Source organism: Atopobium sp. oral taxon 810 str. F0209 (genome assembly GCF_000466405.1).
Classification (GTDB): Bacteria; Actinomycetota; Coriobacteriia; order Coriobacteriales; family Atopobiaceae; genus Olegusella.
The window spans coordinates 25,170-44,005 of sequence record NZ_KE952937.1 but is presented as its reverse complement, the minus strand read 5'-3'; the positions used below and the strand labels follow the sequence as shown (position 1 = coordinate 44,005).

The window sequence follows — 18,836 nt, the reverse complement described above, 5'->3', positions numbered from 1 at the left end:
TAACATGCCTCGTCATTCACTCGGCGGACTTGGTACGCCTGCTCAACTGCGTAAGCGCAGTGTTAATAATGGCTTGCGAGTTGCAGTCGTGTGCGTTGTGCTTTCCGTGGTATTTTTTACTTTAGGAAATCGCGAAGCAGGAAAAGGTCCTCTCAATAGTATCCGTGGTGGCTTTCAGGTGATTACGACTCCTGTGAAGGTATTGGGTGCTGCCGTTACGGCACCTTTTCAAGGTTTGGGAAATATCTTTGCCAACCTTACTTCGAGTCAGGAAACACTCTCTGAGCTCAAGACTCGCAACGAAAAGTTGACCGCTCGTAACGCTGAGCTTGAAGAAGCTCAGCAAACGGCAAAACGTCTACAGAAGCTCTTGGACTTACAGGATTCCTACAATCTCAAGTCTACGGCAGCGCGTATTATTGCTGGTTCTACTGACTCTTGGAGTTCTACAGTTACCATTGATAAAGGTACGCTTGCGGGTCTTGCAGTAGGTATGCCTGTTACTGATGCTGCAGGTATTATTGGCCAGACTATCGCTTGTGGTCCTACGTCTTCGACCGTGCGCCTGCTTACTGATGAGGGCTCTAGTGTGGCAGCAATGCTTCAAGGTACTCGTGTTCAAGGCATGCTTAATGGTTCTGCCGATGGCACCCTACATCTCACTTTGATTGGTACTGATCAAAAAGTTGAAGTAGGAGATATGGTAGTTACCAGTGGATTGGGCGGTGTTTTCCCCAAAGGTCTACCTCTAGGGCGCGTGTATAACGTCAATCGTACAACAGGAGCGCTTTATCTAGATATCCAGGTTTCTACCCTTTCTTCTACGGAGAATTTTGAAGAAGTATTGGTGGTTACCTCGCTTACCGAAGGACAAGAAGCTACAGAAGAAGAAATTGCAGCTGCCGATAAACAAGATTCAAAGCAAGTAAAAGGTGTCAACAACAGTTCCGGTAGTGACAGTTCTGCTTCGGGTAGTAGCGACAGCTCTGATGGTTCTGACAACTCATCCTCGGGAGGGGAGTAGGCAGCCATGCAAATACGTGACAAAAATAAAAATCGCCGCTCCTTTGGTGTTTTGGCGCTGATTTGCATTTTGCTTCAGCTGGCCTTGGCTCCCAATATTGGTATCGGAGATGGACGCGCAAATATTGCCATGGTATTTGCTGGAATTGTCTCTTTATCTGTTGGTGGTGGAGCTGGTGTGCTTGTTAGTTTTGCTGCCGGCGTGTTTTATGACCTATCTACCACAGGACCCTTTGGTTTGATGGCTTTCTTGCTTACCGTGATGAGTTATGCCCTAGGATCCGAAGAGCGTAATAGGCTGTCTGATGAACCTGCTGAAAGTACCACTGCTTTTGCTGCTAGCTCGTTGGTGGCCACCTTGGTATATCACTTAACCATGCTTTTTATTGGTGTTTCCAAGTCTTTTGTTGATGCCATAGTGTTGAGAACGCTGCCGACTTTTTTGCTGACACTAATAGTTTTTGCTATTTTTGCTCATTTCTTAAATTTGGGGTCTGGTAATTCTGCCATGAAAACAGCGCGTAAAGCTGGACTTGCAGGCAAACGCCGTGGTGGTGGTCATTACGACCTAGGAAAGCTGTAGGCAAAGCTATGAGTATGACCGCGGTCATTGTAGTCATCTGCTTGCTCATCGCTCTTGCCCTTATTGTCATTTTTTTGATATTTGGGCGAGGGGAATCACGCTTTACCTTTGATATCGGTGGTGCAGCACCTCGCGCAACAGGTGGTGCTGGCAACTCATCAGATACTGGTTTTCGTGAGCGTTTGGGTGGGCTAGGTATTTTTTCGGGCACAGTAATTGCTGCACTTTGGGTCAAGCTTTGGTCCATGCAACTCCTCTCTACCAATACTTATAGTCAGCAGGCTGAATCCAATCGCACCCGTACCATTTCGACCCCAGCTCCGCGTGGACGCATTTTGGATCGCAATGGCAATGAGCTCGTTACCAATAGGTCTTCTTTGACAGTTACTGCTTCGTCGGTAGTTGCAGACGATCAGCTAGAGTGCCAGCTTCTTGGCAACCTTATTGGTATGCCTTGGCATGCAGTGCGTCGCAAAATTCAAGATACGACCGATGGCGCACAAAGCATGCGCACCGTTGCTTCTGACGTTTCTCGCCATACTGTGGCTTATATTGAAGAGCGTCCGTATCTTTTTCATGATGTCACGGTTGAACAGCGTACGGTACGTCTTTATCCCCATGGCAGTCTTGCCGCTCATGTTGTTGGCTATACGGGCACCATATCTGCTGAGCAGCTCAAAAATGCCAAAGAAAAAAGTACAGGTGGTAATGCTGACTATCAGTCGGGAGATACGGTAGGTCAGGCTGGTGTTGAGTATCAGTATGAGACTGTCTTGCAAGGTATTCGCGGTGAAAAAACCGTGTACGTCAACGCAGATGGCAAGGTGCTTGATCATGTCAGCACCGTTGATCCCCAGCCTGGCTCTGACGTGATGCTGACTTTGGATATCGATGTCCAAAAGGCTGCTGAAGAGGCTTTACAAAAGATTATAAAAAAGCTTTCAAAGCCTGAAAACGAAGATCGTATTGCAGGCTGTGTCGTCTGCATGGATGTCACTAATGGTGAGATTATTGCTATGGCAAGTGAGCCAACATTTTCACCCAATATTTTTGTCGGCGGTATCTCTGCTTCCGACTGGGAAGAACTTGGTAAGGAAGAAAGTGACAATCCTCTACTCAATCGCGCCGTAACTGGTCAGTATCCTTCTGCCTCCACCATTAAACCGCTCTCTGCCTTGGCAGCGCTGGACAATCAACTTGCAACTCAAAGCTCTACCTATAATTGCACAGGCTATTGGACTGGTTTTGGCAAAGATTATGGTCAGTACTGCTGGAACCATGACGGTCATGGCATTATGTCCATTGAGACGGGCATAGTTTTTTCCTGTGACGTCGTTTTTTATGAGATTGGCAAAGCAATCTTTTATTCCAAGACCCCCGAAGCTTTGCAAGATAAATATCGTTCTTGGGGCTTAGGCAAAGCGACAGGTATTGATTTGCCTAGCGAATCCGTGGGACGTGTACCTGATGCAAAATGGAAATGGAACTACTTTAGCTCAGCGGATGACAATGCGCGTAGCTGGCAAGGAGGCGACAATACCAACCTTGCTATAGGTCAGGGCGACCTGTTGGTAACACCGTTGCAGATGAGTTGTGTTTATGCTGGTCTGGCGAATGGTGGATACTGGTTTACTCCACATGTGCTTAAAAGTGTTATGTCGCGTGAGGGTTCCGGATCAGTTATCGATTACAAAGCAAAAGATCCCAAAAAGGTCAAGGAAAGCGATACGAACTTTGATTTGATACATAGGGCACTCAAAGGTGTTGTCTATGATGAATCTGAAGCTCAGGCATCCCATTTCACCAATATGTCTGTGCGTGTTGCGGGCAAAACTGGTACTGCAGAGTCTGGCCATGATCAGCCTCATGGTTGGTTTATTTCCTATGTTCCTGCAGATAAGCCCAAGTATGTTGTTGCATCATGCTTGGAATATGCAGGTTTTGGTAGCGCTTCGGCTCTTTATGTTGTTCGTGACGTACTTGGTGCTATCTATGGTCAACCCGATACATCTGAGCAAGAAGTAGAGGGGGATAGATAACATGGCAGATAAATCTTCTTTTTTTGAGCATGTCCGCTCACTTTTTGACAAGCAAAGTATCTCATCTACAAAAAAAGGTCGCCTTGCAGGGCCTTTGAGTAGCTTCTATCTAGGCGGACTTGTGCCTGTATTACTGTTAGTATGCTACGGCACCATAATCATCTGGTCTGCTTCTCGTACTATCGCTGATGTCTCTTTTCCTCGACATCTGCTAGGTATCATGATGGGTTTTGCGTTGGCGCTTGCCATTTGGCGTAGTGACTATCGCGTGATGCAGTCATCTTCGATTGTGCTTTTTGTCATCATCGTTGGACTGATTTTGTTACCCAATGTCCCCGGCTTTGGCATTTCTGCCAAGGGTATGACAGGCTGGGTCAAAATACCCTTGGTAGGTTTGCGTTTCCAGCCTTCAGAAATTGTCAAAGTGCTCACAATTTTTTTGATGGCAGGTCTTGGTGCAGAATACAATGGCAAGATTGATACTCTGCGGGACTATTTTAAGATTTGCGGTGTACTTGCTGCTATTTTTGCCATTTTGATTATTCAGGACCTTGGTACGGGCCTCATTGTTTTTGTTGTAGGTGCCTCCATCATCATTATGTCTGGCGCCAAGAAGAGTTGGGTGCTCATTACCATTGGTTTGGTGGTGGCTGTTGCTGCATTGGTTGTTGGTCTCTCATTGGCTGACAATGTTCCGCGCGCTCTCAAACTGCTTAAGGCTTATCAGCTCAAACGTCTGCTTGTCTTTGTTGATCCTTCGGTAGATCCTGCTGGCGATGGCTATAACCTGCTACAGGCAAAAATCGCAGTTGGTTCGGGTGGCCTATTTGGCAAAGGTATCGGCAATGCGAGTCAGGCTTGGTCGGGCTTTTTGCCTGAGGCACATACTGACTTTGTTTTTGCTCTTTTGGCTGAAGAGTTTGGTTTTATGGGGGCAACTTTGCTTTTAGCTCTCTTTGGTTGGGCAATATTTTCTACGATTTGGCTTGCGCGTCGTTTTGAATCGCCTTATGCAAAATTGTTGCTTGCAGGTATTGCCACAATGTGGACTTTTCAGCTCTTGCAAAATGTGGGTATGTGCATCGGAGTTATGCCTATTACTGGCATTCCTTTGCCGTTTATTAGTTTTGGTTCATCTTCGATGGTTGTACAGCTATCCGCTGCAGGCATTATTCAATCTATTTGGCACCATCGACCAAAAGCTGCATAGGTAAATAAATAAGACGCATCTATCATGGCACCTGTTTTTCTTGACGTTAAAATGGAAAAGAAAAACAGGGTAGAGGAGAAACTGGCATGGCAAAGAAAGCTTTTTCGCTATCGCGCGTGCTTGAGCTTTTAAATGAGAGCAAAAGCTCTGATGAGCAGCGCTGTGCACCTACACATACTTTGGTAATAATCGATATGTCTGCTCCTCGTGAGGTGGCACTTGAACTCAAACGACTGCTCAGTGCCGAGCAGTCAAGTGCTGAATTAAGCATCAAAGAACTTGAATATGGTGTGGGCGGCACGCTGGTGCCTGACCTTGCTATTTTTGTTGTGGGGAGTCAACTTGCTCTTGTCGCCAAAGAAGCAAAGCGTTTGGCAGAAGCTGGGGTTCCCTGCGCTTTGATTGCGGAAAGTAGTCTGGATTTGCCGTCTTTTGACAATTTGGACGAAAGCTTCAAAGACTTACTGACACCTATTGCAGTTTCCAACATTGCCGACCTTGCAAAGCCCTTAGCTCAGTGGATGGTAGAGGCTAGCGATAAAGCCGTGGCCTTTGCTGCATCTTATAGTTTTTGTAGACAGACACTCATTGATTCGCTGATCCTGCTTTGCGCTGCTCAAAATGCCGCGGTTGGCGCTGTGGATATTATCCATGGCTCAGATTTCCCCATCATGACCGTCAACCAGATCAAATTAGCCTTAAGCATCGCTGCTGCATCTGGCCGTTCTTTATCGCCTTCTTTTTTGATAGATACAGCTTTGGTTTTGGCTTGCGGGCTAAGTTGGCGCCAGATTGCTCGTTCGATGAGCAATATTTTGCCTATAGGCAATTGGTTGGGGAGAGGAGCCATGGGATTTGCAGGTACCATGGCGACAGCTCAGCTTTTGGAAGCTCAAAATGATGGAAGCCTTGCTCGTGCTGCAGCTATGCTTAAAGACAAGCTACTTACGCAACGTGCCGCAGTCAAAGAGGCTCAGCAGAGCCGTACTGCTGTCAAGCGTATAGCCTCGGTACTCTCCAGCAGTGATGCCGCTGCGCATACATCTGGCACTACTGGCTATATAAGCTATCGCTAAATCGGACGTCAAATCGCAATATCTTGGGGCAAATAGGCTATATTTGGTGTTAGTCTTGTGGATGCGATAAAGAGCTTGCTCCAATTGGCCAAGCTGTATATCCTAACTAAAGGCGTCCGCTGTGTCTCTGACGGTTTTTCCGTTGACGATGCAGGTCGACGCCTGTATTATGGATAGCTGTTGCACTATTCCAGCATCGAAGGGTTCTCACATGTACGCAATCGTTACGACTGGTGGCAAGCAGTATAAGGTTGCCGAGGGCGACGTCATTGACGTCGAAAAGCTCAACGCGCAGCCTGGCGACAAGGTCAGCCTCGACGTCCTGATGCTTGCTGACGACGCAAAAACCGTTGTCGCTCCTGCTGAGCTCGAGGGTAAAAAGGTTACCGCTGAAGTGGTCGATCAGCATAAGGGCAAGAAGGTTATTGTCTTCAAGCTCCACAAGCGCAAGCGTTATCACCGTACCAAGGGTCACAGGCAGCAGCTTACGCGCCTGCAGATTACTTCTATCCCCGCGTAGGCTCGCGCTATTCCCATTAGTTTTTTCGAGTAAGGCAGGTAGTACTATGGCACATAAAAAGGGCCAAGCGTCTTCGCGCAATGGTCGCGATTCCAACGCTCAGCGTCTTGGTACCAAGATTTTTGGTGGTCAGACAATTAAGACTGGTCAGATTATTGTTCGTCAGCGTGGCACGCACATTACTCCTGGTACAGGCGTTGGTCGTGGCAAGGATGACACGCTGTTTGCACTGCAGGATGGCACCGTGCAGTTTGTTAAGGGTGCCAAGCACGTCGTTAACGTTGTGCCTGCTGAGTAGAGTGCAAGTTGTATGATCAAACCCCATCGCTATTGCGGTGGGGTTTTGTCTATGTGTTTGGCTGTATTGCTTGAACACTTTGTTTCAAGTCATAAACGTATGTGAAATGAGACTCAATCTAAGCTTGGTCTTTGATATAGTCCCAGCAACATGAAATCGAGTGAAGAAAGGAGTTTGACCATGATGACTCAGATAAGCACTTCTAAGGACATGAACTGGTGGTGGCGTAGCTGGTCTTCGTTTGGTCGACTCTAGGTCGCTTGCTGCCACATGACTTGTGCAGACGACTTCCGGGTTGACCGGGAGCCGTTTTTTTGTGTCGTTCAATCTAAATTTGACTATCAAAGCTTATGTTAGGAGAAACTCTCATGGAAAATTCGAAGTCTACTGCCGCTAAAGTCCGCACCATCAAAAGTACTCATGCACAGTCGGGCAAACTCGATGTTGGTTCTTTAGTTCTCGTAGCTATCCTTCTCGCTGCAGGCTTTATTCTCAATGCAACAGTGGGCGGCATGCTCGCTATTACAGGTATCAAGCCCGAGTTTTGTATTGCTGCATATTGCTTGGCTATCCTGCTGCTTAAGCCGACCCTGCCTCAAGCCATAATCTTTGGCATTCTCGCAGCTACCGTCATTCAAATTACTACTTCTATTCCTGGTGTTGAATATGTTGCGGATATTCCTGGTGCAGCTGTAGCCTTTTTGTTAGTCAATAAATTTGCAGATGACAAGACACCTGTATATCTTCCTTTTATATTGGGTTTTGTAACTACTTTGGTTTCTGGTCTTATTTTTGCTTGTATTGCAACCGTCATCGTGCTTAAAGGTGCCTTTGCCTCCATGCTGCCCCTATTAATTGTTGTGCTGGGTACTGCGGTGGGCAATGGCTTGGTAGTAGGTGGTCTTTACCCCGCTTTGCGTAAGGTTATCTCTCGTTAGTTTGTATCAAGGATGCTGTCATCCTTTGAAAGGGGTTTGTAGTGTCAGTATGTACGGCATGCGATTCGACTGCCATACCAGTTATTCAGTTGTCTCACGTATCTTTTGCTTTTGAAGATACAACACAAAAAAATAACTCCCTACATTTGCGCCCCTATGCGTTACATGATGTAAGTGTTGACATCAATGAAGGTGACTTCGTAGGTATCATTGGTCCTTCTGGAGCGGGTAAAACCACCCTTACTTCGGTGCTATCGGGTGCGGTACCTCATCATTTTAAAGGTGAGTTCAGAGGTGCTTGTTTGGTAGCGGGCATTGATACCTGCGAAGTCGAGCTTACAGATGTCTCTCAGATTGTTGGTAGCGTCTTGCAGGACATTGATGCACAGATGGTTTCTGCAAACGTAGAAGATGAGTTGCTTTATGGTCTTGAAAACTTTGGTGTTGATCATGAGCAAATAATGCAGCGCGTATCTGAGGCGCTTGAAGCAGTAGGCGTCTCCGATTTGCTTCGTCGTGATATTGCGACTCTTTCTGGGGGACAAAAGCAAAAGGTTGCAATTGCGGCAATTTTGGCTTTGCAACCTCGTGTATTGGTTTTGGACGAGCCTACGGCAGCGCTAGATCCTCTTTCATCACGTCAGGTATTTGATACGCTTCGTCTACTCAATCAAACTCAAGGAATTACTGTGGTAGTGGTGGAGCAAAAAGTTGCTCTGCTTGCTGAATATTGTCAGCGTATGCTCGTACTTTCCGAAGGAACTGTTGCCCTTGATGGTAGCCCCGCAGACGTCTTGACTCACCGTCAAGAACTCAAATTCATTGGTGTTGATTCTCCACGCGTTACCCGTGTTTCAAACAAGCTGCATGCAAAGCATTTGCTTGATGAAAGCTGTTCTTTTTTGACTACGGATGCTGCATTTACTGGTATTAAGAATTTAATCGCTGATAATAAAGCTCCTCGCATGGCTGATTTTGAGCCCAGAAGGAGCGAAGATGCGTTTGTAGTACAACGCGAACTTGACACCAAGGCCAAGCAACAGGCAGTTTTGTCCTTTGACCATGTAAGTTTTTCCTATGGTCCTCATGCTGCTTCGGTGCGAGATATTGATTTTAAGGTGCATCCTGGTGAGCTGCTTGCCATTATTGGTCAAAATGGTGCAGGTAAAACTACCCTTACCAAACTCATGAATGGTCTTCTCAAGCCCTCTGCAGGTAGGGTGAGCATCTGTGGTTTGGATACATCCGTAGCTCGTACGAGCCAGATTGCACGTCATGTCTCGACGCTTTTTCAAGATCCCGATCATCAGATTTGCAAAGAAACTGTCCTCGATGAGGTGGCTTTTTCCTTGGAATTACTAGGCGTTGATACACAAATAGCCCATTCTCGAGCAGCACAAACGATTAAACGTTTTTCCTTGCCAGCTGATGTAGCTCCGTTTTCGCTTTCACGTGGTCAGCGGCAGATTGTGGCTCTTGCCAGTGTAATCGTAACGCGCCCACAGTTACTCATTTTGGATGAGCCTACTAGTGGTCTTGATTATCAAGAGTGTATGGTAGTCATGAGAGCGGTCAAAGAGGCGCGTGAGCAGGGCTGTGCCATTGTGATGGTGTGTCATGACATGGAAGTTGTCTATGACTTTGCAAGTCGTATTATTGTCATGTCTGATGGCTTTAATCGTGCTGACGGCAATCCAGTTGAACTTTTTGAGAATTCTGAGCTTATGAAGCAAGCTTCTGTGGCACCGCCGCAGATTCTTGGTCTTTCTAGCAAGTTGGCAGCAGATGGCTATATTGCCTATGAAAGTCTCTCTGAGGTAAGCGATATTGTGACTATTACGGAAGGTCTGGTGAGATAGATGGCAGGTCTTCTGAAATACTCTGAAGGTACAACTCTGCTTCATCGAGCTAATCCTCTTTCCAAGGTTTTATTGGCGCTTTGCATTTGTGTGGCTGTTTTTTTAGCGCCTCATCCATTTGTATTGATGGGCATCATTGGTGTGGAAGTCCTCATAGGCCTCTATGCGGGTATTGGCAGAGAGACTCTAAGCCTACTCTCTGGTCTTTTGGGTTTGGGCTTGGTCATGTGCTTGGTTCAGGTGCTTATTATTCGAGATGGTACGGCTATTTTTTTGTTTGTGACAGACCGAGGTCTTTCCACAGGTGTATTAGTTGCTTTGCGCCTAGTAGCTTTTGCCATCCCCCTGGTACAAATGCTCACTCTGACTCGGCTTACTGACCTTGCAAATGCTGCGGTTGAAGTGCTGCATGTTCCGTATCGTTACGCCTTTACCATTACCACTGCTCTTCGTTTTGTGCCGATTTTTGCGGATGAGATGAACAAAATCGTTGAAGCTCAGACTGCCCGTGGTGTCTCTTTTGATGAAGGTGGCATTTTTAGACGTCTACGTCTGATGCTGCCGCTTGCAGCACCGCTGTTGATTTCTTCGGTTGCCAAAGCTGATGATACGGCACTTGCAGCAGAGGAAAGAGGCTTTTATTTGCGTACTCGTTCCTCTTCCTACAAGCGCTATCCTTTTGGAGCAGCTGACATTGTTGTATTTGCTGTAGGTATTTTAATTGTGGCTGCTTCCATCATTTTGTAAGGATGAATTTTTACCTTAGCCCAGCTAGGTATAGGCATGGTGTCCCTTGGGCATGCTGGGTTTGTTACCATAGAAGCAGCAATCAAGGAGGAGACTTTGGGCGTGAGCTTCACTGATATGTCGAGAATCTGCGTTAAGGGCGGAGATGGTGGTGCTGGCTGCATGTCATTCCGTCGCGAGGCGCACGTACCTAAGGGTGGACCTGATGGAGGAGATGGCGGTCGTGGTGGAGATGTGGTGCTTGTCTCTGATCCCCGTATCTCATCTTTGATTGATTATCGTTTCAAGCATCATTTCAAAGCAGAACGCGGTACTCATGGTCAGGGAGCACGCCGCCATGGTAAGGATGGCAGTGATCTTGAACTGCATGTACCGTTAGGAACGGTGGTACGAGAGCTTGATGCCGAGACTATGGAGCCATGTTTTGAGATTGCTGATCTTGTTGCTCCTGGGGAGCGTGTCATTGTAGGTCCTGGTGGTCACGGCGGTTGTGGCAATATTCATTTTGTAAGCTCTGTACGTCGTGCGCCTGCCTTTGCAGAAAAAGGTGTACCTGCACGGGAGCATTGGATTGAGCTTGAGATGAAGCTTTTAGCCGATGCAGCCCTGGTTGGCATGCCATCAGTAGGGAAGAGTTCTATTATTGCGCGCATCTCAGCCGCTCGTCCCAAAATTGCTGACTACCCCTTTACAACACTTGTTCCTAATCTGGGGGTAGCACGCGCGCAAGACGGGTCATCTTTTGTCGTTGCGGATGTTCCCGGCCTTATTGAGGGCGCTGCTGAAGGCAGGGGTTTGGGTCATGAATTCCTTCGTCATATTGAACGAACAGCCTTATTGCTTCATGTGGTTGATGCTACAGGTGGTTTTGAGGGACGCGACCCTGTTGAGGACTACAAGGCCATTAATGCAGAGCTTGCTGCATATGCTGAGGAGCTTGTCTGTCGCCCTCAGATTGTTGTTGCCAACAAATGTGACCTACCTGGTACCGAAGACGCTATCGCTCGCCTAAGGGCGGCAGCCACAGCCGATGGCAAGCCTTTCTTTGCTGTGTCAGCAGCTACAGGTGAAGGATTAAACTCCCTCGTTGCTGCCTGTGCGACACGTGTTGCAAGTCTTAGATCTGCTATTAAGGTGGGGGAGTCTGCCGAAGAGCTTAATGCACGTCTAGAAGAAGAACGTCGCCGTCGTGAAGCAGCTATCCACATCACGCGCGAAGAACGCCATGTCTGGCGTATTACAGGTGACTCTGTTGAACGCATGATTGTGCAGACCGACTGGGAAAACGAAGAGGCTGTTTCGTTTATGCAGCATCGCATGCAGCGTATTGGCTTGTTTGACCGTCTAGAAAAGGCGGGGGTTCAGGAAGGTGATGAGGTACGCATTTTGGGTTTTGCCTTTGATTATGAGGGTGCCCGCAATGCTGGGTCTGCCTCTGAGGAAGAGTTCTTAGAGGACGTACATGACGAGGATTTTGCCGATGCCTAATGTCATACCTGCGGGTGGAACTATTGTTGTCAAGCTTGGTTCGTCAACGCTTGTAGATAAAAATTTTCGTATCGACACCTCTTTTGTGCGTCAGCTTTGTGACCAAATAGCTGAGCTTGAACATCAAGGTATCAACGTTATTCTTGTTTCCTCAGGCGCTGTTGCCGCAGGTCTTGATAAGCTGGGCTTTGAAAGACGACCCAAAGATATAGCTTTGCTGCAAGCGTGTGCTGCTGCTGGGCAGGTTGCTCTTACTGAGGCTTACGGTGAGGTTTTGGAAGAGCATGGCATTGCTTGTGGCCAGGTGTTGCTTACCCGGCGAGATATGATGGACAGAGTAGGCTATCTCAACGCACGCACAACTCTGCGTAGCCTTATTGAGCTTGGTGCGGTGCCCGTTGTTAATGAAAACGATACGGTATCTGTAGCTGAATTTACCTTTGGTGACAATGACACGCTGGGCGCCATCGTAGCCACCTTGGTGCCAGCAGATTTGTACATCATTTTGTCTGATGTGAATGGGCTATATACTGCCGATCCTTCGACACACCCTGAAGCGACGCTTATCCATCATGTGAGCCATATTGATGCTCGCATCAGTGCAATGGCGTCAGGTTCGGGCGGCTCTATTGGTACGGGTGGCATGGCAACCAAACTTCGAGCTGCTCGTGCTGCGATGGCGGCAGGCATTCCCACGCTTGTGTGTCGAGGACGTATGCCACATATTTTGCTTAGTGCAGTATTGGGCAAGGAAATTGGTACGCGTTTTGAATCTGCCACTGCAAACCATGAGGATTCACGCAAGCTATGGATTGGGCTTGCTGAACCTGCTCGCGGGCAAATTACTCTAGATGAGGGGGCCTGCAAAGCTGTACTCGAACAAGGTGGGTCAATTCTTCCTGTTGGCATTACCCAAAGTGAAGGGAGCTATGCCGAAGGTGATGTTTTGAGTGTGCTTGGTCCCGATGGCAGTCTTATCGGTCGCGGCGTGAGCCGTTATAGCAGTGAAGATATGACCCGCGTACAAGGTTTACGCCTTGAGATTATTGGACGTTTCTTGCCTGAAAAGGCATCTACCCCTGCAATTCACCGAGATGAATTGCTTGTTTTTTAGCAAGAGGGATAGCTAGACTCAATGAGCGGAGAGGAGAACCCTCGAAATGCCTTTGCGAGAGCCTGATGACGGTAGTGGTGTCCTGAGTCCTGCGCATATCGCGAGTCAAAAATTGCGTATGCGCACACCTGCTTGTGGCGACTTACCACTTTTGGGTACCGATCCAAAAAAGCAGTATCGTCTTGGTATTATGGGTGGCACTTTTGACCCCATTCATCATGGACACCTTGTTTGTGCTGAGACCGCTTTTGATGCGCTCAATCTTGATGTCGTAGTCTTTATGCCTGCAGGTTCTCCCGCGTTCAAACAGCATGTTCACGTTTCTTCGGGTGAAGACCGCTATGCTATGACTCTGCTTGCCACCTCAGATAACCCACATTTTATGGCGAGCCGCTTTGAGGTAGACCGTGAGGGTGTGACTTATACAGCTGAAACTCTTCGTTTGCTGAGATCAATTTATCCAAACAACGTTGAGCTTTTCTTTATTACGGGAGCAGATGCTATTGCCGATATAGTGCGTTGGAGAGATGCGGGAAGCATTGCAGATCTGGCTCATCTAGTAGGTGCTACTCGTCCAGGTTATGACTTGAGGCATGCACAAGCTGCAATCGAAGAGTCTCCTTATGACTTCCGAGTAACCTACCTTGAAGTACCAGCATTGGCAATTTCCTCAAGTTATCTGCGTAAGCGTGTTGAAGAAGGTCAGAGTCTACGGTATCTTACGCCGGATACTGTTACTGGCTATATTCACAAACATGAGCTGTATGGAGCACATTCTTTGAGTTATGGATCGGTGATGGGACTGGAAAAAACTCGTGTACATGATGGGGTTACAGGGGAAGTGTCTGCATGAGTGAAATTCAAGTTTGCCACAAAATCAATGAAGGTCTTGATGCTGAACAAATCGCAGAGCTTGCAAAGCTACGCGCTGCCTTGCGTGAGCATATGGCTGCTATCAAACCCAAGAGGTATGCTCATTCACTTTCTGTAGCTGCTGAAGCAGGACGTTTGGCGCATATCTATGGTGTTAGTCCATATCTTGCACAAGCAGCGGGTATATTGCATGATTGGGATAAGGTTCTCAACTTAGATGAGCAATTACAGCATGCTCAGGCTGCCAATATTGATATGGGCGTTGAGCTTTCCTTGGTGGGAAATCTTTTGCATGGCTTAACTGCAGCTCACGATTTGCCTGCCAAGTTTCCTGAACTTCCTTCCGAAATATGGCAAGCTATTGCTCGTCATACCACAGGAGCTCAGGATATGACGCCTCTTGATATGGTGCTATTTATTGCTGATGGTATTGAGCCTTTGCGTCCTGCAAGTCCAGGAATCGAGCGTACGCGCTCGCTTGTGGGAAAAGTTTCACTTGATGAGCTCTATTGGGAGTCGTTTATTGGTGGTGTAGTCTACGTGTTGGAGGGTAGACACTACCTTTATCCGGGTACCCTAGAGTTATACAACAGCTATGTCCTTAAGCACTAAGGAAGTCCTCAAGAAAGGTTAGCTACATGGCAGTTACACCCCTCGAACTCGTACACGTTGCTGCAATCGCCGCAGATGATAAAAAAGCTCAGGATATTGTCATTATCGATCTTGAAAATGAGACCGATATGTGTGACTACTTCTTGATTTGTACAGCCTCTAGCAAGGCACAAGCTGATGCAGTGCTCGAGGCAATTGAGGAAAAGGTAAAGAAGAATTGCCAGGAAGCTCCCTTATCTGTTGAAGGTAAAGCAGGTTCTGGCTGGACTTTGATGGATTATGGTGCAGTAGTTATTCATGTCTTTAGACCTGAAGCACGTGAGTACTTCCGTATTGAATGCCTTTGGGGAGATGCTCCGCGGGTGAATTTTGGTTTAGAGGGTCAGGCAGAGCTAGATTCTAGCGATAAAAACAAATAGGCTACAGGCTTATCTAGAGCGACCTTTTTCGTCGAGCTCGCCATGTAGGCGCAAATCGTGTCCATAAGCAATAACTGAATTTCCAAAACGTGATTTTAGTTCGTCAGTGGTAAGAGCAAGGCGACGTAGGTCATGTTTTTTCTTGGCAAGGCGTTGGCTCTCTTCCATATCAAGTTCCGTCTCAAAGAGACTGAGCTGTTGAGATTTGCTTGCTCCAAAATTGCTTATACCCACACCTACAAGACGTACAGCGCTCCCTTCATGCCAAATCTGCTCGAGAAGTTCGAGTGCTACATGGGCAAATTCGTGCTCATCATCTGTGGGCCTGTCAAGTTGACGCTGAATAGTACGGCTTTTATTGAAGGCAAACTTGAGCTTTAAGGTTAGTTCGCTACCTTTAAGCCCCTTTTTTCTTAGGCGTGTACCAGTGAGCGCGGCTACGTGCAAAACTGCGGCATGAATATCTTTTTTATCGCATAGATCATGGGCAAACGTACGCTCAGAAGAAACTGACTTTGGAACCTCATGTATGGCCCGTTCCGCGACGATACTTTGTTCTTTGCCCGCTGCGCGTTCTATGAGACGAGGTCCATAACTTCCCATCATGCGTCTGAGTTGCTGTGGATCTGCTTGGGCAAGTTGCCCCAAAGTTTTTATATGTAGCGATTGCAGTCTTGCTTCCGCTGCGCTTCCGATACCACTCATAGCACGTACGGGCAGAGGTGCCAAAAAGAGAGCTTCTGTACCTGGAGGCACAATGGTGAGTCCACGGGGTTTTTCTCGCTCAGAAGCGATTTTGGCTATGGTTTTATTAATGCCAAGCCCGATCGAGCAGCTAATTCCAAGCTTCTCCACACGATTTTGAATTCGCCGACAAATAACAATGGGATTTTCTGCGGCATAACGACCAGGTGTTATATCAAAAAAAGCTTCATCAATAGAAACTTGTTCTACTAGGGGAGTTTCATCAACAAGAATATTCATGACAGCTGCAGATAACGCGCGATATCGCGAGAAATGACCTTCAGTCCAGATTGCTTGGGGGCAAAGACGTTCTGCCTGGAAACTAGGCATAGCAGAATGAATGCCAAATTTACGCGCTTCATAGGAAGCGGTCGAAACGACGCCACGACGCTTTGAAGAACCCCCAACAATAAGGGGTTTACCTCGCCACTCTGGGTGATCAAGCTGCTCGACCGAGGCAAAGAAAGCATCAAGATCAAGTAAACCGATTGCTCGTCCTGACCAAGAAATTACCGTTATGTCATCTTTTGCATTCTCCATAGTTGTCATTATAGGTAAGTAGCAGGACAGCTCATTTGTTCTAGATGCCTGCGCAATAAGCTGAAGTTTTGCTTGTTTGAAAATTCAAAAAAACATTGATAAATTTGTTCTTAGAGCTGTTTGAGAGTTGCTTTTACATGGATTTTGTCTCTAAGATACAAAAACTGCACCTTGCACCAAACGCTAAGAGTCGTATAGTAGGAGAGCATTTGTGTGGCAAAGCGACACAACTACTACTACCACGGTGTCGCTCGTCTGAAGGAGTTTTCATTGGCAGTCAAGATTCGTTTGGCCCGTCACGGTGCCAAGAAGCGTCCCTATTATCGTGTTGTCGTCGCTGATGGCCGTATGCCTCGCGATGGTCGTTATATTGAGGAGGTTGGTCGTTATAATCCTTTGACCACCCCTAAGACCATTCAGCTTGACCTTGAGAAGATTGATGAGTGGGTTGCTAAGGGTGCTCAGCCCAGCTCTACCGTCTCTCACCTGATGGACATCGTGCGTACTGGTGCTCCCGCACCCGAGAAGAAGGCCAAGCTTTCTAAGAAGGCTCAGGCCAAGGCAGCAGCAGCTCAGGACGAGGAGTAAGCCATGGCCGGCGAATTCGCCGACGTCACTGAGGAGACTATCGACGTAGTCGAGGAGATTCAGGACGACGAGGAGCTCGCCTCGGACAAGGTTGCAGATCTCGTGGAGTATATCGTGTGCGGTTTGGTAGCCGATCAAGATAGTGTTTCTTTGGATGTTACCGACCGTGAGGGCAGCGCACTTATTGAGGTGAGCTGCGCCGAAGAAGATGCCGGCCGTATCATTGGTCGTCGTGGTCGCACGATTAAGGCCATTCGCACGCTTGCTCGTGCTCTTGGTTCACGTGTGGGTACTTCTGTCGAGGTAGAGGTTGTAGGTTAGGTGTCCATGGCGCGCAAACATTGGCGCTTGGTCGCAGGTATAACAAAGACACATGGCAAAGGTGGGGAGGTCGTAGCGGCTCCGGTCGCTGGGCTTCCCCCCTTGTTATACGACGGTATGCATGTGGCTTGTGTTCCACCTGTGCTCAAGCGAGATAGGTTTCATCGGATAAATCATGTGACCAACGCAGGTTCAGGTCAGCTGATTTCGTTATCCGATGTCACAAGTATTTCTGATGCTCAAGCCTTGGTAGGTCATTCTCTTTTAGCTCCTGTAGAAGAGTTGCCTGCGGATTTAGGTCCTGCTTTGGATGAACTGATGGGTCGTCAAGTGATGGACCGCACGTATGGTGAACTGGGACGCATCTCTGAGATTATGGTAGGTCCTGCCAATGATGTTTGGGTTGTGCGTCAAGGCAACAAAGAAGTGTTGATTCCTGCTATTGATGAGTTCATTGACGAGTTGCCTGCTCAAGGCGTTATTCGTGTTAATTTGCCTGATGGACTCGTTTAGGGAGGAGAGACTGTGCATATTGAAACACTTTCCGTCTTTCCTGAAGTCTTTGAACCTTATATGAGTGCCTCCATTATGGGCCGCGCACAGGATAAAGGAATCTTGAGCTTTAAAGCTTACAATCTGCGTGATTGGACGCATGATAGGCATCACACAGTGGATGATGCACCTTTTGGTGGCGGCCAGGGTATGCTTATGAAGCCTCAACCCATCTTTGATGCAGTGCGTGATCTTAAATCCCGTAGCTTGTTTTTGCCATATGTGGTTTTCTTTTCACCTTGCGGAAGGCGTTTTGATGAGTCTTGCGCACAACGCCTTGCCAAAAAAGAGCATCTGTTGTTTGTTTGTGGTCGTTATGAGGGTATGGACGAACGTTGTTATGAACTGGCAGATGAGATTATCTCCCTTGGTGATTATGTACTTACGGGTGGGGAGCTTGCGGCTATGGTCGTGAGTGATGCGGTAGTGCGTTTATTACCAGGTGTTTTAGGTGATGAGAATAGCGCGAAGGATGAGTCTTTCTCGGATGGTTTGTTGGAATATGCCCAATATACTCGGCCCGCTGATTTTGAAGGTAGAAAAGTGCCTGAAGTTTTGCTCTCAGGCAATCATGCAGAAATTGCAAAATGGCGAGCTCAAAGTGCGTTGGAACGTACCCAAAAGTGGCGTCCCGATTTGCTAGAAGACGCTTCTTTAGCGCTTCAGAAGGGGAGAGCGTAGTATGGAAAAACGTGGTATTCCCAATTGGCTGCAATGGGTGTTGGTCTTTGTTATTGCTATTGGGGCCAGTTTGCTGATACGCCGTTATGTGGTTGAGTTTTATGAAGTACCGTCAGGTTCGATGCTTCAAACAATCCAGCAAGGGGATCACCTGATAGGTGAGAAAGTTAGCCTATGGACAAATGAGCCTCAGGTGGGTCAAATCGTAACTTTTAACGATATTAAAGGCACAGGCGATACGCTTATTAAACGCATCATTGCGGGTCCTGGTCAAACCGTTGATATCAAGGATAACGCAGTTTGGGTTGATGGTAAAAAGCTTGATGAACCCTATACTTCGGGGACTCCCACTTTACCTTTAAGCGATACTTGGGTTGCAGGTGGAATTAGTTATCCCCTTACCGTTCCTGAAGGACAGGTTTGGGTTATGGGGGACAATCGTACAGATTCTCTTGACTCGCGTTATTTTGGACCCATCCCTATGAGTTCCATCACTTCTGAGGCGGTATGGATTTATTGGCCGCTCAACCGCTGGGGTGCCTTAAAGTAGACACGCAGTTTTTATGAGCTGCAACTGATGTGACAAGAAAATCAAGGTATGGTTTTGCCGT

General features: G+C 47.4%; 21 protein-coding genes. 20 read left to right on the top strand and 1 reads right to left on the bottom strand.

Annotation, left to right across the window (positions count from 1 at the left end):
- Nucleotides 1–4: 4 nt before the first annotated feature.
- The 15 genes from mreC to rsfS all read left to right on the top strand — a co-directional run bounded on the left by mreC (nt 5) and on the right by rsfS (nt 14,799).
- Nucleotides 5–1,024, top strand: a complete 1,020-nt coding sequence (mreC, locus tag HMPREF9069_RS01610) for a rod shape-determining protein MreC (RefSeq protein WP_021625355.1) — start codon at nt 5–7, stop codon at nt 1,022–1,024.
- A 6-nt stretch (nt 1,025–1,030) separates the two neighbouring features.
- Nucleotides 1,031–1,606: a rod shape-determining protein MreD gene (gene mreD / locus HMPREF9069_RS01605; protein ID WP_021625354.1), complete on the top strand. Its 576-nt coding sequence runs from the start codon at nt 1,031–1,033 to the stop codon at nt 1,604–1,606.
- A gap of 8 nt (nt 1,607–1,614) precedes the next feature.
- Nucleotides 1,615–3,645 (top strand): penicillin-binding protein 2, encoded by a 2,031-nt coding sequence (gene mrdA / locus HMPREF9069_RS01600; RefSeq protein ID WP_021625353.1) that lies wholly within the window; start codon nt 1,615–1,617, stop codon nt 3,643–3,645.
- Between the two features lies 1 nt (nt 3,646).
- Entirely contained in the window at nt 3,647–4,855 is a 1,209-nt protein-coding gene (locus tag HMPREF9069_RS01595) for an FtsW/RodA/SpoVE family cell cycle protein (RefSeq protein ID WP_021625352.1), read from the top strand.
- 86 nt (nt 4,856–4,941) lie between these two features.
- A complete protein-coding gene (locus HMPREF9069_RS01590) occupies nt 4,942–5,931 on the top strand; it encodes a hypothetical protein (protein ID WP_021625351.1) in 990 nt (329 codons plus the stop codon).
- A gap of 211 nt (nt 5,932–6,142) precedes the next feature.
- Nucleotides 6,143–6,451, top strand: a complete 309-nt coding sequence (gene rplU, locus HMPREF9069_RS01585) for a 50S ribosomal protein L21 (RefSeq protein WP_035438120.1) — start codon at nt 6,143–6,145, stop codon at nt 6,449–6,451.
- A 46-nt stretch (nt 6,452–6,497) separates the two neighbouring features.
- Nucleotides 6,498–6,749 (top strand): 50S ribosomal protein L27, encoded by a 252-nt coding sequence (gene rpmA, locus HMPREF9069_RS01580; RefSeq protein ID WP_021625348.1) that lies wholly within the window; start codon nt 6,498–6,500, stop codon nt 6,747–6,749.
- 368 nt (nt 6,750–7,117) lie between these two features.
- Nucleotides 7,118–7,687, top strand: coding sequence for a tryptophan transporter (locus tag HMPREF9069_RS01575; RefSeq protein ID WP_035438041.1), 570 nt, complete (start codon nt 7,118–7,120; stop codon nt 7,685–7,687).
- 41 nt (nt 7,688–7,728) lie between these two features.
- Complete coding sequence (locus HMPREF9069_RS01570) at nt 7,729–9,546, top strand: ABC transporter ATP-binding protein (RefSeq protein ID WP_084170274.1); 1,818 nt, start codon at nt 7,729–7,731, stop codon at nt 9,544–9,546.
- Nucleotides 9,547–10,293 carry an energy-coupling factor transporter transmembrane component T family protein gene (locus tag HMPREF9069_RS01565; RefSeq protein ID WP_021625345.1) on the top strand — a complete coding sequence of 249 codons (747 nt, stop codon included), beginning with the start codon at nt 9,547–9,549 and terminating at the stop codon, nt 10,291–10,293. It abuts the gene before it with no gap.
- A gap of 117 nt (nt 10,294–10,410) precedes the next feature.
- On the top strand, nt 10,411–11,781 hold the full coding sequence (gene obgE / locus HMPREF9069_RS01560; RefSeq protein ID WP_035438116.1) for a GTPase ObgE: 1,371 nt from the start codon (nt 10,411–10,413) through the stop codon (nt 11,779–11,781).
- Nucleotides 11,756–12,895, top strand: coding sequence for a glutamate 5-kinase (gene proB, locus HMPREF9069_RS01555; protein ID WP_232204021.1), 1,140 nt, complete (start codon nt 11,756–11,758; stop codon nt 12,893–12,895). The genes obgE and proB overlap by 26 nt, the downstream gene beginning before the upstream one ends.
- A 118-nt stretch (nt 12,896–13,013) precedes the next feature.
- On the top strand, nt 13,014–13,748 hold the full coding sequence (gene nadD, locus HMPREF9069_RS01550; protein ID WP_051317756.1) for a nicotinate-nucleotide adenylyltransferase: 735 nt from the start codon (nt 13,014–13,016) through the stop codon (nt 13,746–13,748).
- The gene (gene yqeK, locus HMPREF9069_RS01545) at nt 13,745–14,380 is read left to right on the top strand and encodes a bis(5'-nucleosyl)-tetraphosphatase (symmetrical) YqeK (RefSeq protein WP_021625341.1); all 636 of its coding nucleotides are present in this window, start codon (nt 13,745–13,747) and stop codon (nt 14,378–14,380) included. Before nadD ends, yqeK begins: the two co-directional genes overlap by 4 nt.
- 26 nt (nt 14,381–14,406) lie before the next feature.
- Nucleotides 14,407–14,799, top strand: a complete 393-nt coding sequence (gene rsfS / locus HMPREF9069_RS01540) for a ribosome silencing factor (RefSeq protein WP_021625340.1) — start codon at nt 14,407–14,409, stop codon at nt 14,797–14,799.
- A 9-nt stretch (nt 14,800–14,808) separates the two neighbouring features.
- Here the strand turns inward: rsfS and dinB are convergent, their stop codons facing one another.
- On the bottom strand, nt 14,809–16,083 hold the full coding sequence (dinB, locus tag HMPREF9069_RS01535; RefSeq protein WP_156894134.1) for a DNA polymerase IV: 1,275 nt from the start codon (nt 16,081–16,083) through the stop codon (nt 14,809–14,811).
- Between the two features lie 270 nt (nt 16,084–16,353).
- Here dinB and rpsP point away from each other — a divergent pair, with 270 nt between their 5' ends.
- The 5 genes from rpsP (at nt 16,354) to lepB (ending at nt 18,775) form a co-directional block, all read left to right on the top strand.
- Complete coding sequence (gene rpsP, locus HMPREF9069_RS01530) at nt 16,354–16,671, top strand: 30S ribosomal protein S16 (protein ID WP_035098157.1); 318 nt, start codon at nt 16,354–16,356, stop codon at nt 16,669–16,671.
- A gap of 3 nt (nt 16,672–16,674) precedes the next feature.
- Nucleotides 16,675–16,992 (top strand): KH domain-containing protein, encoded by a 318-nt coding sequence (locus HMPREF9069_RS01525; RefSeq protein WP_021625337.1) that lies wholly within the window; start codon nt 16,675–16,677, stop codon nt 16,990–16,992.
- A gap of 177 nt (nt 16,993–17,169) precedes the next feature.
- Nucleotides 17,170–17,505, top strand: a complete 336-nt coding sequence (locus HMPREF9069_RS01520) for a ribosome maturation factor RimM (RefSeq protein WP_232204020.1) — start codon at nt 17,170–17,172, stop codon at nt 17,503–17,505.
- Between the two features lie 12 nt (nt 17,506–17,517).
- Complete coding sequence (trmD, locus tag HMPREF9069_RS01515; RefSeq protein ID WP_035438107.1) at nt 17,518–18,225, top strand: tRNA (guanosine(37)-N1)-methyltransferase TrmD; 708 nt, start codon at nt 17,518–17,520, stop codon at nt 18,223–18,225.
- 1 nt (nt 18,226) lies between these two features.
- The gene (lepB, locus tag HMPREF9069_RS01510; RefSeq protein WP_021625334.1) at nt 18,227–18,775 is read left to right on the top strand and encodes a signal peptidase I; all 549 of its coding nucleotides are present in this window, start codon (nt 18,227–18,229) and stop codon (nt 18,773–18,775) included.
- Nucleotides 18,776–18,836 lie beyond the last annotated feature (61 nt).

Coding starts and splice junctions, on each gene's coding strand:
- mreC (WP_021625355.1), top strand. CDS start 5: ATGCCTCGTCATTCACTCGGCGGACTTGGTACGCCTGCTCAACTGCGT.
- mreD (WP_021625354.1), top strand. CDS start 1,031: ATGCAAATACGTGACAAAAATAAAAATCGCCGCTCCTTTGGTGTTTTG.
- mrdA (WP_021625353.1), top strand. CDS start 1,615: ATGAGTATGACCGCGGTCATTGTAGTCATCTGCTTGCTCATCGCTCTT.
- HMPREF9069_RS01595 (WP_021625352.1), top strand. CDS start 3,647: ATGGCAGATAAATCTTCTTTTTTTGAGCATGTCCGCTCACTTTTTGAC.
- HMPREF9069_RS01590 (WP_021625351.1), top strand. CDS start 4,942: ATGGCAAAGAAAGCTTTTTCGCTATCGCGCGTGCTTGAGCTTTTAAAT.
- rplU (WP_035438120.1), top strand. CDS start 6,143: ATGTACGCAATCGTTACGACTGGTGGCAAGCAGTATAAGGTTGCCGAG.
- rpmA (WP_021625348.1), top strand. CDS start 6,498: ATGGCACATAAAAAGGGCCAAGCGTCTTCGCGCAATGGTCGCGATTCC.
- HMPREF9069_RS01575 (WP_035438041.1), top strand. CDS start 7,118: ATGGAAAATTCGAAGTCTACTGCCGCTAAAGTCCGCACCATCAAAAGT.
- HMPREF9069_RS01565 (WP_021625345.1), top strand. CDS start 9,547: ATGGCAGGTCTTCTGAAATACTCTGAAGGTACAACTCTGCTTCATCGA.
- obgE (WP_035438116.1), top strand. CDS start 10,411: ATGTCGAGAATCTGCGTTAAGGGCGGAGATGGTGGTGCTGGCTGCATG.
- proB (WP_232204021.1), top strand. CDS start 11,756: ATGACGAGGATTTTGCCGATGCCTAATGTCATACCTGCGGGTGGAACT.
- nadD (WP_051317756.1), top strand. CDS start 13,014: ATGCGCACACCTGCTTGTGGCGACTTACCACTTTTGGGTACCGATCCA.
- yqeK (WP_021625341.1), top strand. CDS start 13,745: ATGAGTGAAATTCAAGTTTGCCACAAAATCAATGAAGGTCTTGATGCT.
- rsfS (WP_021625340.1), top strand. CDS start 14,407: ATGGCAGTTACACCCCTCGAACTCGTACACGTTGCTGCAATCGCCGCA.
- dinB (WP_156894134.1), bottom strand. CDS start 16,083: ATGGAGAATGCAAAAGATGACATAACGGTAATTTCTTGGTCAGGACGA.
- HMPREF9069_RS01525 (WP_021625337.1), top strand. CDS start 16,675: ATGGCCGGCGAATTCGCCGACGTCACTGAGGAGACTATCGACGTAGTC.
- lepB (WP_021625334.1), top strand. CDS start 18,227: ATGGAAAAACGTGGTATTCCCAATTGGCTGCAATGGGTGTTGGTCTTT.